The organism is Rickettsia endosymbiont of Lasioglossum villosulum, assembly GCF_964026455.1.
Lineage (GTDB): Bacteria > Pseudomonadota > Alphaproteobacteria > Rickettsiales > Rickettsiaceae > Rickettsia.
Map to the genome: position 1 here is coordinate 410,998 of NZ_OZ032152.1, position 16,580 is coordinate 427,577.

Here is a 16,580-nt window from a genome sequence, read left to right on the forward strand (position 1 = left end):
AGATTTGATGTTATATTTTTACTTTTGGTAATGGGTTGCGTTCGATAAACAATTTAAATTTTTCCCAAGTAAACGATTTCCTTTGACTGCGTCGATTTAGCCATTTGAACAATATTCTCACTGCTTGATATACAAAAATACTCACTGCTTTATAATTGAAACTTACTCCATAATATTGGATATGTCCTCTTAACTTGCTGCAAAAGCTTTGCCATATAGTAGGCAGTTTATTATTGCTCTTAATGTCTTTACACCAGTCCTTAACTCTCGTTAGTTTGGTACTTATCCGTTTGCTGCAACTTTTTACCTTAGGTATTACCTTACCTTTTCTAGACTTGCCAAGGTAAAAAGTAAAACCTAGAAAATTAAATGCTTCTTGTTTTATGCCTTGTCTTAAACCTTTCTTTGAAAATCTTACCAACTTGGTCTTTTCCTCATTAAGTTTAAGATTATATTTCTCAAGACGCTTTGTTAAAGCTGTTCTAATTTTCTTTGTTTCCTCTTTATACCTACAACATATCACAGCATCGTCACCATAGCGAAACAATGTTACAGTTCCTTTGCAGTGCTGTTTTACTACTTCCTCAAACCATTGATCTAAAACATAATGAGCGAAGATGTTTGCAAGTATCGGACTGGCACAGATACCTTGCACTATCCCTTCTTCTTGAATAATCAGCTCTCCTTCACATAGTACTCCGGCTTTAAACATGCGAACTATGTTTCTTATCAACTTCTTATCATGAATCTTCTCTTGTAACATTTTCATTAGTATGTTCCTATCAATGGTACCAAAAAAATTGGCTAAGTCTATATCCAGTATGCTCTCAACTTCATTTTTATCAAGATGTTGCCTAAGCTCTCTCAAAGCATCATGACTCCCAATTCCTACTCTGAATCCATAAGAACATTCATAGAATATTGGTTCATAAATACTTTCAAGTGTTTTCTGCATCATCTTTTGACAAATCTTATCTTCAAAATTGCTAATTCCTAAAGTACGGTATTTACCCAGTTTACCTTCTTTTGGTATTTTTACTTCCAAAATGTTACCTGGCTTATAAGCCATATTCTTTAGTTTATTAACTAATTCTTTGATATTTCCTGTGAGCTTCGATCCATACTTAACCTTATTCACTCCATCTACTCCCATTGCTTTATTTGCATCAAGCTCTTGGTAGCAAACTGTAAGTGCTTCTTCATTGAACAAGTGCATGAGATTGTTAAAGACCTTGCCTTTATCCTTTGAAGATAACCATGCTATTCTCTTCAGTTTCGTTTCTGTCTTTGCTTGATATTCTGTTGTTACCATAACATTTCCCTAAAGAGATCGACTCTACCCACGGGCCTTCCCTCCATTAGCATTACCCAACTTCGTCGGTACTATACCCGATCTGACTTCCTATACTTCTTTTCAGCTTCCTCGCTGTTATACTTGTCAGCTAATACTGCCCTTTCAAGCAGGAATTATAGGATCTCCCACGTTCCTAAATAAACTTTTATTACATGCCATGCTCTTAGACCCCAAAGACCCCACCTCCAACTGCCTATTTGTGTTGCCTGTGATGTTGCATTCCTGATTTTTCACTCAGTCTGCGGTCTTATAAATTAAAGTTAACGAGGCTCAATAACTTCAGCCTTTCAGCTTACGGCCTATAATATTTCTGTCTACGCTTAACTGGTTTTGTTACCAAAACCAATCCAAGACTCGATACATAGTGTGCTAGGTCAACACTTCTATGACTGCTCCTTCCTCAGCTAGTTTATTTACGCTTCGTGGCGCACGAAAAATTCTCTTTGCAATATCTATGCCAATTGTGGTAACTTCCATTTTAGCCTCCTGATTTTTTTAATAATTTAATATTAATTATAGAAGATTAGCTTCCGCTTTTCATTCTTTATATCGGGAGGTCCATTCCATTAGTTAAAGCTGCAGAAATTAATATATTTTGTTCAAGGCATTAATCTTGCTTTATTTGATAAAGTGTTGTTTGAAGAAGAGATCAAGGCTTGGAAACATGGGTCGGTAGTACCGGCTTTACGCTCAATATTTGGCAGCTTTAGAGATAATGTAATTCCTTTGCCCAGAGAAATAGACTTTGCTATTTATGACTTAGCAACAAAAAAATTACTTCACAAAGTATATTCTTTTTATGGTGAACATTCAGCTGCTTATTTACGTCATTTAACACATAAACATTCTATTTGGTATGAAGCTATAGAGAATGCAGATAATACTATTACTAAAGAACAGATACAGGAATTTTTTAAAGCTAATATAATAAATGATATTAAAGATTATATTTTATCAACTACTAAAGCAGATATTGTACAAATAGAAAATGCTGAAGATGGGTGGTGGATGAATTATGATAGTGGCGTACCTGCTGAAGATATTACAGAATACCTTTTGAAGGTAAAGAAGAAAAAAGAAGGTAATAAAAGTTGAAAGTCATTTGGTCTGATGAAGCCCTAGAGCAGTTACAATTCTGGAAACGTACTAACTCTAAAATAAGTAATTAGAATTAATGGTTAATTTAAATTAGCTTTATTATTAAAAAGGAATTGAACCGGCACATTTTCACTATTTTCTACAAGAAAACGATAATATTGTTTTGCTACATCCACAGCATCATAACTACAGCAGGACTGAATAGCAAGTTTTAAACATTCTAATTTTAACTCTACATCACTTCTAAACATACACAACTCACCCATAATTTATTTCATTAATATTAGCAAAATTACTGCTAGTTATCAACAAATTCATGGATAGAGCTATAGATTCTATCTCCAGATATCCACAGTTTTAGATGAATTACAACTTTTTTTGTGATGGCTTAAAACTCCACTGGCAATGTAAAAATTAGGATGTTAATGTCATGACTAGCAAAACTTATCTATTAATGGAAATATCACTTAATTAATATGAATAATAATTGTGCTAATCAAAGATTATATTGGTCACTCTCTACTCCCCTAAAATATATGGGTTTAAGCTTAGATGAGTGGTTTGTTATCTTACTTGGTATAGTACCTGGAATAGTGTTACTAAATAGCGGACATGCTAAGCTTGGGATGATATGTATTATAGCTGGAGTTGTACTTTGTTATGCATTTAAGAAGTTTAAGAAACTATCGGAGTATTTTGTACTTAAGAGTTATTTAGTTGCTAAGAAATGGCTATATGCTCCTACTTCTTATCCTAATTTGCTTGGTAAAAAAATAGGTAAGTAATGGATCATTTATTTAAGCAAAGCTCTATTCAGCAGCTAGTTAAATATAATAAGAGATTATTGCTTATCACATTGCTGCTTGCGTTTACGAGTCTTCTTGGGATGATTAAAACAGTTAGCACGGAAGAAAAATGGTTATTAATTCCGGCAATGGAGCCAGATAGAAGAATGATAGTATCATCCAAAAGCTATCATGAGACCTATCTTAAAGAATGGGCAGTTTTTGTAATGAAAGAATTATTTACTACTTCGTCTGAGGAGGTGGAGAGACAAATAGCTGATATGAAAGTAGTATCTAGTAATACAGAGCAATTGGATAAATTTTTTAAGGAACATTTAAATTTTGTTAAGGGCTCTAATATTTCATCGGTATTTTTTCCTAAAAAAGTAAAAGTCATTGAGGATGGAGTATTAATTAACGGAACATTTCGTTATTGGTTTTCCGAAAATAAGCATATAGCAGCTGATAAAACTTATTTGTTAACCTACAAGCGAGGAGCAAATCATTTATTATTACTTACAGGTATTAAGGAAGAAGAGGCAAATAAGCAATGAAAAGTTTGAAGTCAGAGTTACAGATATTAGTAGTTTGCGTTGGAATAATGCTTGCAAGCTTTAGTAGTAATGCTTATGGGATAAGCTATATGTTACATGCTGATTCTTTGTTAGAGCTGCAAATAGCCAAAGATGCTCCAACTAGGATTAATATCGAAGGAGAAAAAATTAATGATATCTTTATTCATCCGCAGGAAGCTGCAGAAGTAGTAGTACATGATTCAGGCTGTTTATTTATTTTACCGCAGCAAGATAACAGTAAACTTTACCTAACTCTAATTGGAGAAAATGGTACGACCCAAGATTTAATCTTGAATTTTACTAAAACTAAACCAGCTCCTATTAGACTCATTAAGTTTGATTTAGAAAAAGAAGTAACAAAGTTAACTAATAATAAGGAAGATAAGCATCATGAATGTAAAAAACAAAGATGTAATAGAAAAAGAAAATAATAAACAGTATTTAAGAATAATATATCCTTTATTGCCGGTATTGTTAATTTTTTGTGTAAATGTAATACTATCTGAAGTTGCTTTAGGAGAAACATTAGAAGGACAGTTAGATCGCATTGGTGGGCTCTCTACTGGTAAACTTAAAACTATCGGGATATCAGGAGCAACGATTTTATCATCAATCTGGGCAGTAGTCAGGGGTAATTTAAGACTTGCCGGAGCAATTGTAGCCATTGGTATTATTTTAGGGTTTTATTTAGAGTGGGTCTCTAGTGGGATGAAAATCAGTTAGATAATTAAGATATTGATTAAAAGCAATGGATCAAGATTTCAATAAGCAGGAAGAAATAAAAGGTAAAGTAGAGAATCATACATTACCATCTGCATTTAGTAAAAGATTATCAGGACTCATAGAGATAATTAAAAACAGACCATTAGTTACTTTAGCTTGCATAGGAGTAATAATGGTTTTGGTATTTTATGGATTTTCAGAAAGTGAGGTAAAAGCTTCCCGAGGTTTACAAGAAGATAGACAATCAAGGGAAATATCAGGAATAGAAAAGGCCATAGATCCAAGGGCAAAATGGACTGCAGAAATATTAAATGAAGTTAAAAACATGCAGAACCATTTAGAGAAGCTAATAGAGAATAAATATTTAGAAACTAAAACTAAAATTGATGATTTTAGTCAAAAGTTAGAATCATTAGAGAAGCCTCATGAAGAAACTATATTATATGATGGCAATGATTTTAATAATAATCAAAAAATAGAAGATTTACTAGATAATAACCTTGAGCAAAGCATTGTTGCTGCTCCTACTGCTCCAGTAAAAAGATTACTTGGCTATGTAAAAAGAGCTGACTTAAGGATAAAAAAAGACGTTAAAGATTATATTACTACCGGCAGCTTTGCACGAGGGGTGCTGCTTACTGGAGTAGTAGTTGGAACCGGCACTAATAACTCAGCATCTCCTGAGCCAATAATGATAAGGCTTGTTGATACAGCTATTTTTTCTAAAGGATATAAAACGGAGCAAATCAAAGAAGCAATTTTAATTGGTTCTTGCAGCGGGGATATTTCATCAGAGCGGGCTAAATGTCGTTTGGAGACGGTATCTTTACTAAATAGTAATGGAGAGATAATTGAAAAACCGGTAGAAGGTTGGTTAATAGGAGAAGATGGTAGACCTGGAATTAAAGGGATAGTTGTTGATAGATCATCAGATATAGCAAGAATGGCGGTGCTTAACGGCGTACTTGGCGGGATAGCACAATTTTTCCAGAACCAGGCAAGCAATAGCATATTTCCGGTGTCACCGATTACCGGGCAACAAAATGCTTTAAAAGCTCAGGATTCTTTGAAAGCTGGTGTTTATGCCGGCACTGGTAATGCTTTAGAAAAGCTTGCTGATTTTGCAATTAAACGAGCAGAAAGTATGAGTCCAGTGATTGTTGTAGCTTCAGGTAGAGTAATAGATGTAGTATTTAGAAAAGGTTTTGATTTAAGAGAGAATAAAGAGGCTGATAAAGTAGATAGATTACTGCCGCCAACTACTACTGATTATTCGCAAAATAGCACAAATTATAGTAATGATCAAAATTATTCTGGGAATAAAGTGACAAGTTTTTCTAAGGCAAAAACTAAATTGCAAGAACATTTTATCAAGGATAATGGGACTGATGAAATGACAGATATTGATTTGCAGTCAGAACAACAATATCCGGGTAATTTTTAATGAATAATAAAATAATTAATCTGCTTTTGTTATTAATGTTAAGTTTTAGCGTTGCTAATTGTAAATTGATGCCATATAGAAACGATTTTGATTGCCCGCTGCCCCAAGGACTAAAATGTAAATCATTATATGAAGTAAATAAAATGGCAGATCTTGATATATTTAATCCAAATAGTAATAATGATAAGCCTAATTTTAAATCGAGATACTCTGCTAGATGCTTTGGAAGGTATAATAATGATATCAGGAATTGATAAAGATTTTGCTCGGGAAAGACTAGCTAAACATTTTGTTTATGAATCATATGATGAGGAGAGTAGCTTGTTTTTTAATAGAGCTTCAGTAGGATTTGTCCTGCTTGGCTGGCCGTTAGTTGGAACAAGCTTGCAAGCTCAAGGAGAGATAGCTGAATTTTTAAAAAGTGATGAGAATTTACCGGCAGGAAGTAGTTTTCAAATATTGATGATTGGCTCTGATCATATAAGAGAATATCTAGATAACTGGCAGTTACATAGAAAAAATACAATCTTTGCTGAGCTTAGCAGTAGAAGAACAAAATTTTTAGAGCAAAAAGCAAAGGAAGAGGGAAATATCAAAGATGTAGTTTTATTAATTTCAGTCACTATTCCGATGCTAACGATTGATATTAATGAGATGATACGAAGAAGAGAAGTACTGCAAGATACATTTAAATCAATTGGGCTTACTACTTATAATGTTGAGGCAACATTGCTATTAAAATTTGTCCGTTTAATATTTGGCTGGAGGGAAGAAGAACATCCTGAACTTAACCCTTATGAAATATTATCTGAGCAGATTTTACCCGGTAATTTTTCTTTATATGAAAAGGAAGATTATGTAAGTCTTAATGATAATCAAATATTTATAAGCTTAGAGACAGGAAAAAGACCTTCTGAGTGGCGTTTATCAGCCATGGATTTATTTTTAGGTAATGAGCTAAGACGAGATGAATATATTAGAGCAAATTTTTTAATTCATTTTGGTTTGCAGATTATACCAAATCAGTTAGTGGCTAAAACATCTGCTATTACCAAAAGAGAAGCTTTAGAGAGAAATATTAATGCCGGGATGGGTAAATTCTTTCCTAATCTGCAACTAGAAGCACAAGATTTAGCAGGGGCAGTAGCGTGCTTGCAAAGCGGTGATAGAGTAGTAAATATCCACTTAAATGTCATTATGTGGGATCAGAAGAATAAAGCCAAAGGGGCAGCATCACAGTTTTGCTCACAGCTGCGAAGAAGTGGCTGGTATTTTGTCCCTTGTAAATATGATCATTTAGCGGTGGTGCTTGCTAGTTTACCTATGCAGTTAGTTGAAGCCATACCAAATTCTTTAGTGGGTAAGTTTAATAGATTCAATAATATATTTAACAAAAAGACTCGGGGAATTGGCGTAGCATTATCAAATCTTGGTAGAGGCATAAGGACTATTGCCTCAGAAAGTAAGGTGTTACTGCCTATCATTGGTGAATGGAAAGGGGATTTAAGCTCTCCTGGAATGTTACTTACCGGTAGAAGAGGACAGATTATGTATTGGTCGCCCTTTGGTTCAGCATTAATTGGCTCAAATTTATATACTGCATCTGCAGCTCCAAATGAAAATTTTAATCTTTGTATAGCAGGAGTACCAGGATCCGGTAAATCAGTGTTTATGCAAGAATTAATGCTATCGGTCTTAGGTACTGGCGGCAGAGTATTTGTTCTTGATTATGGTAGATCATTTAAAAGAACTTGTTTGTTATTAGGTGGTAATTATATTGAATTTGATGTAAAAAATCCGATATCAATTAATCCATTCTCAGAAATTCCAGCAGGCGGCAGTGAAGACTCAATTGAAGCACAGGCAGATTTTCTAGCAAGTTTTCCATCGATTCTAGCTACCATGGCAGCTCCTCAGTATGGCACTAATGATTTGCAGCAACCAATGCTGCAAAAAGCCTTAATAGCTGTTTGGCAAGAAAAAGGAGCAAGAGCTGAGATAACTGATATAGCAGATTGGTTGCTAAAAAGAGAAGAGTCTTACGCACAAGAACTTGGTAATATGTTATTTCCGTTCACCAGAGATGGTCAATATGGCAAGTTTTTTAGTGGTAAGGCAAAATTATCCTTAAGCTCAGATATAGTAGTAATTGAAACTGATCATCTTCGTAGTAGCCCGGCATTACTTGCAGTAATTGTACAAATCATGATTGTGCATATTAACCAAAGCATGGTTAAAGGTGATAGGAAGCGTCCCTTTCTAATCATGATTGATGAAGCATGGAAATTACTATCTGGCAAGAGATCTGGAGAATTTATTGAAGAAGCAGGAAGAATAGCTAGAAAATACAATGGCTCAATTACTCTTGCTACTCAGCAATTAACTGATTACTTCAGGGAAGCAGGATCAGCTGCTGAAAAAGCTTTTGAGAACTCATCACATAAAGTTATTCTTAAGCAAAATCCTGAGAGCTTTAAAGCAATGAGAGCCAACCCCAAACTTGCAGGTTTTGTCGATGAGGACTGGAAGCTAAATTTACTACAATCAATTCATTCGAATCCACCGCATTATAGTGAAGCAGCGATTTATGGACCTAATGTCCATGGAGTTGTAGCAAGATTAATGTTAGATCCATTTACTCTAATGCTAACATCTACTAATGCTAGGGATTATAGGGCTTTAGAAGATAGAATGATTGCGGGAATGAGCGTTACAGATGCCATCAATAATATACTGGAAGAGCGAGGTTTGGTTTAAAGTGATTAAAAAATATGAGAAGGTATTTAGACATAAAAATTATTGTCATCAGCTTTTTTGTTTTATTTTTAGCTATATTGCAAGTCAGTAATGTTAATGCGGATGGTGTTAATAAGCTTGGCAAAAGCAGCAAAATATTAGATTATGGTGTTAGAGGTCATATATTTCCCATTATTGAAGAATCTTTACTAGAGATAATTATGGCGAGGCTCAAAATAGTAAAACAAAATGGAAATTTAGAGAAAATACAGGAAGAATTTCAAAATAGAGCAAAGCAAAAAATCTCTAGACCAACTCCTGTCTTAGCTCTAGCAAAAGCAAATAAAAACCTTAGCTGGTACTATGATCCAAGCTTTATACAAAAGACAGATATAAAAGATCAAGCGGGAAACATCATAGTAAAAGCTGGAACAAGTGTGAATCCTTTAGAAAAAATAAGTTGGGGGGAGCTATTGATATTTATTGATGGAGATGATGAGCAGCAGGTTAAGTGGGCTAAATTACAAATAGGAAGATTAGTACTTACTAAAGGAAACCCTATAGAGCTTGGGCAAGAATTAAACAAGCAAATATTTTTTGATCAAGGGGGTGTGCTTACTACTCGTTTTAAGATAAAAGCTATTCCAGCTATAATAGAGCAAAAAGGGATTTTATTAAAGATTAGTGAAATAAAGATTAATTGAAATATTATAGTATTTGAGTAAAAATTAAGGTGTGAATAAAAACTGATAAAATCCGGAGGTAATCTATGAAGAAATGGCAATTACCAGAAGCAAAGCAAAATTTAGAAAAGATAATAGATCATGTATTACAAGGTAAGGTGCATGCAATAGTAAAATCTAGTGGAGAAGTAGTATATCTAATTGCAGGTGAGAAAAATAATATGATAGCTGAGCAAGCAAAGGTAGGTTGTCAAGCAAATACAGATTTAGTCACTTCTGAAATATACAAGTAATAATGAAGTTAATAATGTTTATTATAATTATTTTGCTTGGTAATTATAGTTATGCATCAATTGGCTGCGTAGGCAGGTTTGTAAATCCAATCACTGATGTTTGCTGGAAATGTTTATTTCCAATTACTATCGGAGGAGTAAAAATTGTATCAAGTTCTATGGCTGATACTAATAACCCAAGGCAAATTGTTTGTTTTTGCCCTAAGCCTTCGATTCCGATGCCAGTTCCTGGTATTCCAATTGGATTCTGGGAGCCGGTAAGACTGGTGGATGTAACTAAATCCCCTATGTGCATGGTAAGTCTTGGAGGCATTAATCTTGGTACTAGCATGCAAAAAGGTGTTAAGGATGATATAGAGGGAAGTAGCTTTTATCATGTTCATTGGTATATATATCCGGTTATTTACTGGCTTGAGATCTTACTTGATTTTGCCTGTTTAGAGATGTCACAAGTAGATATCACATATTTAACTGAATTTGATCCATTATGGGGAGACGATAGCAAAGCTGCCATATTAAATCCTGAAAGTTTATTATTTGGCAGTATTACAGCTCAAAGTGCATGTATAGCTGATTGTGTAAGCTGTAGTTCTGGTAGTCTTTCTAATGATGCGATGTTTTGGTGCGGTGGATGTCAAGGATATCTTTATCCCTTTACCGGTACAACTAGCTCTCATAATGGTGGAGTTGGATCTTCTGCATTAATAGTAGCTAAATTTATGGCTAAGTTACATAGGGAATTGTTACTCTGGGGGTATATGGGAAGAGAAGGATTATGTTCTAAATATCCAATGCCAATAATCAAAAAGAGCCAATATAGACTGCAGATGACTTATCCTATACCAGAGGTGCATTCTTGTAAAAAAATTGGTGAGACTGAAATTATCTGGCAGCAGGGAAGAGAATTTCCTGTTAAAGGTGAAGATTTTGGTTATTCGATCTGGCGTAAACGCAGTTGCTGTTTATTTTAATTTGTAAAATTTTTATAAAATTGAGAAGTATGCAATTTAACCTAAAAACAATAATTTTAACTTGTTTACTAATATTAGGTAGCACAAGTTCTTTGGCACAACCAGAAGTATTGTTACATAATATAGTACAACCTAAATTAGAGACTAAAACATATAATCAAATCTACATTTTTGTTTCATTTTCAATGCCTGATTCAGCATTAAAGAGTTATTATATTGAAGCAGAACAAAAAGGTGTAAGACTTGTAATGCGAGGTTTAAAAAATAATTCATTTGTTGAGACTAAAGCAAAAGCCGATGAAATTGGTATTAGTTTTGATATTGATCCAAATCTATTTGAGAAATATCAAATTACTTCTGTACCGATAGTAGTGATAGATAATAACCAAGGCAAAGTTAAAAAACTAGCAGGTCATATAGGATTAAATGATGCATTGCAGATAATGCAAGAGGAACAAATGTGAGACAAAGTATTCGGGCTGTTGAAAAAGTTATAAAAAGAAGTAGAAAAGAGTTAATCTAAGGAATAAGCTGTATTTTTATGCTTAAATGAAGGTGTAAAGATGCAGGGTTATAAGCTTGATCAAAGTGTGAGATGTAATAGCCTTAGCTTAAGGCACATGATACCTAATGATCATTTATTAGTGAGGATTCATGAAGCTAAAGAATTAGAGTTTTCTTTTATCTATGAAATAACTAAGAATCGTTATTGTGCTAATTACGGACGTCCATCAATTGATCCTGTATTATTTTTTAGGATGCAAATAATAAGTTACTTATATGGTATAAAGTCAAATAGACGATTATGTAAAGAAATTCAGTTAAATATAGCATATAGGTGGTTTTGTGGTTTAAGTTTAGAGGATAAAGTACCGGATCATTCATCATTAAGTAGGATAAGAGATAGATTTGGGGTAGAACTATTTCAAGAAATATTTATAAGCTTGATTAAGCAATGGTATGAACTAGATATTATAAAAGGAGAAACAATTATTTCAGATGCCTCTTTAGTTGAATCTAATGCCTCTATGAATAGCCTAATATTAAGAAAAGATCAAGGTGATTCACAAAAGAGAGAATTAAAAAAATATGAACGTCGTTATCATGATTTCCGAGAAGGGAAAAAAGTAAGGAAAATATCTAATCAAACTCATGTCAGTAGGACAGATCCTGATTGTAGTCTTGTATCAAGAACTAATGGTTATAAAAAGCTATGTTATAAGACCCACTACTCAATTGATTCAGATTCACGTATTATAATAGATTGTTATGTAAGTACAGGATCACAACATGAGTGTATTGTACTTCCAAGTAGAGTTTGGAATATATTAAATAATTTTTCTTTTAGAGTAAAAGAATGGATAGCAGACAAAGGTTATGGTAGAGGTCCAACCTATGGATATTTTAAATTACTTGGAATTACAACTTATATACCTTTACATGTAGATAATCTTGGTGAAGGAAAAATAAGTAGGGGGGAATTTCAATATGATAGAGAACAGGATAGATATAAGTGTCCACAGGGACATTATCTTTATCCGTATGATAAATTAGATAAAAAACAAATAAAACGTTATCGTATTACAGGAGGGCATTGTAAAAATTGCTCTCTAAAATCAGGTTGTATTTCTGATAATTATAGTAATAGAGGACGATTTATTTATCGTAATCCTTATCAGGATGAAATAGATGAGGTAAAGGTCAGACAGAATAGAATTGATTTTAAGAAAAAACTAATTGAGAGAAAGTGGAAAATAGAAGGTCTATTTGGTGAAGCTAAGGAGAATCATGGTTTACGAGGAGCAAAATTTAGAAGTGTACAGAAAACACAGATTCAAATACTGATGATTGCGATAGTACAAAATTTTAAACGGATACTTAAAATTATTTTTTGGTTTTTTTATCTACTGCTATTAAAGATAAAAAAATATTAAAGTATTTGCAACCTTATTGATTTTTTCAACAGCCCGTGTAGTGTTTTACACTTAATTTATGTGGTGATATGGATCGTACCATATTAGCTTTCTTAGCATAATTTATTGCCCTTGCCTAAATTTATCCTTATTTGACAATACTCAATTTATCCCTCACTGGTACCATGCTGTTTGTTTAATACTTCAAATACTAAGTTTTGTAGTTCTACTACTGCTTGAGATAACCTTAATTGTTTAGCTATAGGAATATAGAATAGTAAAGTTTGTTCTGCTATCTTTTTTTGTTTTTCATATGAACTATGATAAGTAATTGTACGCATATTATGAATACGATCTGCAATTTTTATCATTAAAACTCTTACATCTTCTTGTTCGATTAATTTTTGTATATTTTCGTACTGTGATAAATTTAATTTTTTTCTACCTTGTTCAAATTTTGTTACCCCATTCACTAATTTTGCCACTGTTGGATTAAAAATTGCTTCTATGGTTGATAAACTCATCGAGGTATCCTCAACAATATCATGAAGTAGTGATGATAATAAAGTATCTTCGTCTGAAGTGAATTGTAATAATATGTCGGTTACAATTAGTGGATGTATATAAAAATGTTCCCCAGATTTACGGGTTTGTTTCGCATGATATTTTTTTATTAGATTTATGGCTTTTTTGATTTGTTTTATATCTATATTTGGGTTTTTCTTATTAATATCTTGAATTAATGTAGTTTCTATTTTTTTAGCATCTAAGGAATCAACAATAAATTCCTGTAAAATTGAGTTATTTTCTTTAAAATCCATAACTTTTGGTCTAATATCACGTACGCGTAACGGAATAACAAAAATTATGCTATATTCATTATTGAATCCATTATAATGCAATGCACCATAATGAGAATTTATTATCTTTACATTTTCTGCTTTACATAAATCTTGTGGAATATTTAAAGTAAAAGCAGCTTTTGTTGTGTCACCCATATAAAAATTTGGTAACTCATCAATTTTTCCTAATGCTGTTACTACAAATCTAATAGCTGGGATTTTCTTAGTATAGTTTTTTATAGAATCAATTCTGTACCATAACTCGGCAGAATCTATAAAAATATGAATATAATTATTATTTAAATTATATTCATGTACTTGCATTATAGTATTTATCAGTAGTTTTTTTATTAAATTTATATCACATTCTATAGTTTTGTAATTTGCTGTATTAAAAAAAGCTAAAGCAGGAGTATTCTCTGACTTCGCTATTCTTGTCTTAACCTCATTCAGTAATAAATTTATATCAATACTTTCTACTTCAAGCCTTATATAATCTTTAGCTTGAGTTGCAATCTCTTCTAGATACTTTGTAACAGAAGTTAGCTTATTATAGGCTTTAGTAAATGCTTCGCTAGAATCTACCATCATTTGTTTGCGTATATTATTTGTGACTTCTTGTGCTTGTTTTAATATTTCTAATCCTTCTTTACCAAGACCACGAGCTAATTTCTCTTGGTAATTTAAAGCATCTACTAATTTATCAGTAGTAGAACTATATAACTCTCTTAACTCTTGCTGATTATTAAGTAATAAATATGAATATTGTTGCTTTCTACGAACAAAAATTATGCCAATAATAACAGAAAAAAAACATGTATAAGCCAATATATAAATAACATTAGTGCTTAGTATAAAACTGTTAAATAGTAAGTAGTATGCAGTAAAGGCAAGCAATGTACCGGTAATAGATAACACTGTAAATACTATCCAATTCACAAGCACAATTAATAATATTATTGCAAATGCAATATTTATCAACCATTCTACATTGCCTTTTTCTAGAAGAAAAATAAAAGTAGAGGAGAAGGGCAAACAATAAAATAGCGTTAAATGATAATATGCTGGAAAATATTTTTTTAAAATAGATGGCCAATAAGGTTTTAACATCAGTCCTATGCACATTAAGCCGCCTATTATTCTAAGTAATAAAATCCAGTGGTATAAATTAGGTTCTGCATAACTATACATGAATATAGGTAGCATATAATTAAAAATCATAAATAATGCAAATATATTTGCACTAACACCATAACCTTCTATTTCAGGCTGTGAGTAATTTATAAATTGCTTAGAAAAAGATTTTAATGATGTAAATAATTTGCTGGAATAACTAGCTTTTATAGTGAATTGATTACCATCATCTCTTTTTACCATTATAAATCCTTTATTTAGAATATAATGGCTAATAAAAAAACTAATCAAATTTATAACAACGCTTATAGGAATTAGTAGCTCATTATCAAAAAATAATTTACCAATGATAAAAGTTACGGTAGTAATTATTGATGGTATAAAAAAAGAAAGAGAACTACCTTTAAGACCTATAATGCCTGCAATTAAAGGAATTGTAAAAATTAATGCTACAATCTCAGATGCTATATTTATCCCTTTAGCTAAATCTACTATTCCTGCATATTGGATCCTAGGCAAAACATTATTCACTGATGCTGTTACTGCAATTATCCCTAGCCCAAACGTACTATAACGTGCTAATTTTAGCTCATCAATATTAATATTTTTTTTATCACAAACTGGTTTTATTACATCATGAGAAAGCAATAATGCTCCTGAATTTAAAAAGGAGTCAGCAGTAGACATAACCGCACCAATTAATCCAATAGCTAGGATGCCTTTAGCACCAGCAAAGAAGTAATTATTTATTAAATAAGTAATTATTTCACTCCCTCTAGAAGGTATATTTACGTCTCCAGTTTCTTTCAAAACTATAGCAGACAAACCAATTAAGGTAAGTAGCCCAAAGAATATGATTAGAAAAAACATACTAATATAATAACTATTGGTAAGTTGCTTACTATTTCTAGCCATAAGCATTCTTTGTATGAAAGGAAAACTTAAAGGAAAAGCTGGAAAAATATACCATACACAATAGATAAGATAATCTTTTAAATTAGGATGGTGCAGAATATCGAAATACTGAGTAGGTATTTTGGTGATTAAAGATTCCATACCACCAACTTTATTAAGTACTACATAGGCTATCATTGGTATCATTATCATTACTGCTATAAATTGTATAAGATCAGTAATAGTGACAGATTTTATGCCACCTGTAGAAGAGTAGATTATCAAAAATGTTCCACCAAATATTATCCCCCATAATTTTGGCATTCCTAATAACTCAGCAACATTACCAAGCCATATAATTTGCAAAGTTACTAAGGTAATAGTATAGAAACTACCAAGAATACCTATAGTAAAACGGGTTTTTGTACCATAAATTTGTCCCATTAATTCAGCGGTAGTTAAGCAACCATCAAAATATTTAATACGCGGTAAAATAAAGAAAATAATAAATGAGAAGCAAAATATCACACCGCACAAAATTGTTGATAATATTGGCAAAATACCATCATCAAATACATAACCCGCATATCCTATCCCTTTAGAACCCGTAATATATGTGGCCAGTATGGTAATTGTGAGTATTCCACTACCAAATACTTTATTGCCTATAGCATATTCTGCTATATCTTTGATGTGTTTACTTGCTCGAAGACCAACAATGAATGTTATTATGAGAAATATAATAACTATAATATTATCTATATTTAGGTTATACATATTGACCTTAAAAAATTTAATGTCCCCCTACGGGGATAAAAAATCCCTAGCTTAAAGTGTAGAAGTTTAGACGAACTGTTGAAAAAATCAACCACTTTCATCTGAGAGATGAAAGTTTGATTATGGCGACTAGAAGTCGCATGTCAAGCTAAAACTTATTCGAGTCTTATGTTAGAAATCATATCTGATTCATGTGCATCAGTATGCTTATTAGGATCTGTCAGGAAGATCATACGCATCAAGTTAAGAAAAGCAAGTAGGTTATACTGGTATTACGGTAGTAAATTATGAATTAAAAAGAAGCTAATATATGGTATAAATTTTTGCAAGATTAACAACTAAATTGTGAGAATTTGTA

General features: G+C 32.3%; 16 protein-coding genes. 13 read left to right on the forward strand and 3 right to left on the reverse strand.

What is annotated here, in order from left to right; all coding sequences use genetic code 11:
- Window positions 1-10: 10 nt before the first annotated feature.
- Window positions 11-1,312, reverse strand: a complete 1,302-nt coding sequence (locus AAGD49_RS02015) for a reverse transcriptase domain-containing protein (protein ID WP_341788931.1) — start codon at window positions 1,310-1,312, stop codon at window positions 11-13.
- Window positions 1,313-1,987: 675 nt separating this feature from the next.
- Between AAGD49_RS02015 and AAGD49_RS02020 the strand changes: the two genes are divergently transcribed.
- A complete protein-coding gene (locus AAGD49_RS02020; RefSeq protein ID WP_341788932.1) occupies window positions 1,988-2,449 on the forward strand; it encodes a hypothetical protein in 462 nt (153 codons plus the stop codon).
- An 83-nt stretch (window positions 2,450-2,532) separates the two neighbouring features.
- Here the strand turns inward: AAGD49_RS02020 and AAGD49_RS02025 are convergent, their stop codons facing one another.
- A complete protein-coding gene (locus tag AAGD49_RS02025; RefSeq protein WP_341788933.1) occupies window positions 2,533-2,718 on the reverse strand; it encodes a hypothetical protein in 186 nt (61 codons plus the stop codon).
- A 210-nt stretch (window positions 2,719-2,928) separates the two neighbouring features.
- Between AAGD49_RS02025 and AAGD49_RS02030 the strand changes: the two genes are divergently transcribed.
- From AAGD49_RS02030 to AAGD49_RS02085, 12 genes are all read left to right on the forward strand, one after another.
- Window positions 2,929-3,237, forward strand: a complete 309-nt coding sequence (locus tag AAGD49_RS02030) for a hypothetical protein (RefSeq protein ID WP_341788934.1) — start codon at window positions 2,929-2,931, stop codon at window positions 3,235-3,237.
- Window positions 3,237-3,791 carry a TraE/TraK family type IV conjugative transfer system protein gene (locus tag AAGD49_RS02035; protein WP_341788935.1) on the forward strand — a complete coding sequence of 185 codons (555 nt, stop codon included), beginning with the start codon at window positions 3,237-3,239 and terminating at the stop codon, window positions 3,789-3,791. Before AAGD49_RS02030 ends, AAGD49_RS02035 begins: the two co-directional genes overlap by 1 nt.
- Window positions 3,788-4,243, forward strand: a complete 456-nt coding sequence (locus AAGD49_RS02040; protein ID WP_341788936.1) for a hypothetical protein — start codon at window positions 3,788-3,790, stop codon at window positions 4,241-4,243. The genes AAGD49_RS02035 and AAGD49_RS02040 overlap by 4 nt, the downstream gene beginning before the upstream one ends.
- Window positions 4,203-4,535 carry a hypothetical protein gene (locus tag AAGD49_RS02045; RefSeq protein WP_045805770.1) on the forward strand — a complete coding sequence of 111 codons (333 nt, stop codon included), beginning with the start codon at window positions 4,203-4,205 and terminating at the stop codon, window positions 4,533-4,535. Before AAGD49_RS02040 ends, AAGD49_RS02045 begins: the two co-directional genes overlap by 41 nt.
- Window positions 4,536-4,560: 25 nt before the next feature.
- Window positions 4,561-5,979, forward strand: a complete 1,419-nt coding sequence (locus AAGD49_RS02050; protein WP_341788937.1) for a TraB/VirB10 family protein — start codon at window positions 4,561-4,563, stop codon at window positions 5,977-5,979.
- The gene (locus AAGD49_RS02055; protein WP_341788938.1) at window positions 5,979-6,233 is read left to right on the forward strand and encodes a conjugal transfer protein TraV; all 255 of its coding nucleotides are present in this window, start codon (window positions 5,979-5,981) and stop codon (window positions 6,231-6,233) included. Before AAGD49_RS02050 ends, AAGD49_RS02055 begins: the two co-directional genes overlap by 1 nt.
- Window positions 6,217-8,736 carry a TraC family protein gene (locus AAGD49_RS02060; protein ID WP_341788939.1) on the forward strand — a complete coding sequence of 840 codons (2,520 nt, stop codon included), beginning with the start codon at window positions 6,217-6,219 and terminating at the stop codon, window positions 8,734-8,736. Before AAGD49_RS02055 ends, AAGD49_RS02060 begins: the two co-directional genes overlap by 17 nt.
- A 14-nt stretch (window positions 8,737-8,750) precedes the next feature.
- On the forward strand, window positions 8,751-9,419 hold the full coding sequence (traW, locus tag AAGD49_RS02065; protein ID WP_341788940.1) for a type-F conjugative transfer system protein TraW: 669 nt from the start codon (window positions 8,751-8,753) through the stop codon (window positions 9,417-9,419).
- 65 nt (window positions 9,420-9,484) lie between these two features.
- Window positions 9,485-9,691 (forward strand): type II toxin-antitoxin system prevent-host-death family antitoxin, encoded by a 207-nt coding sequence (locus AAGD49_RS02070; protein WP_266234656.1) that lies wholly within the window; start codon window positions 9,485-9,487, stop codon window positions 9,689-9,691.
- 2 nt (window positions 9,692-9,693) lie between these two features.
- Entirely contained in the window at window positions 9,694-10,662 is a 969-nt protein-coding gene (gene traU / locus AAGD49_RS02075) for a conjugal transfer pilus assembly protein TraU (RefSeq protein WP_341788941.1), read from the forward strand.
- 29 nt (window positions 10,663-10,691) lie between these two features.
- Window positions 10,692-11,126 (forward strand): type-F conjugative transfer system pilin assembly protein TrbC, encoded by a 435-nt coding sequence (gene trbC, locus AAGD49_RS02080; RefSeq protein WP_341788942.1) that lies wholly within the window; start codon window positions 10,692-10,694, stop codon window positions 11,124-11,126.
- 156 nt (window positions 11,127-11,282) lie between these two features.
- Window positions 11,283-12,596 carry a transposase gene (locus AAGD49_RS02085; protein ID WP_172686766.1) on the forward strand — a complete coding sequence of 438 codons (1,314 nt, stop codon included), beginning with the start codon at window positions 11,283-11,285 and terminating at the stop codon, window positions 12,594-12,596.
- 146 nt (window positions 12,597-12,742) lie between these two features.
- On the opposite strand, the gene AAGD49_RS02090 is transcribed toward AAGD49_RS02085, so the two are convergent.
- Complete coding sequence (locus AAGD49_RS02090) at window positions 12,743-16,222, reverse strand: sodium:solute symporter family transporter (RefSeq protein ID WP_341788943.1); 3,480 nt, start codon at window positions 16,220-16,222, stop codon at window positions 12,743-12,745.
- Between the last annotated feature and the right edge of the window lie 358 nt (window positions 16,223-16,580).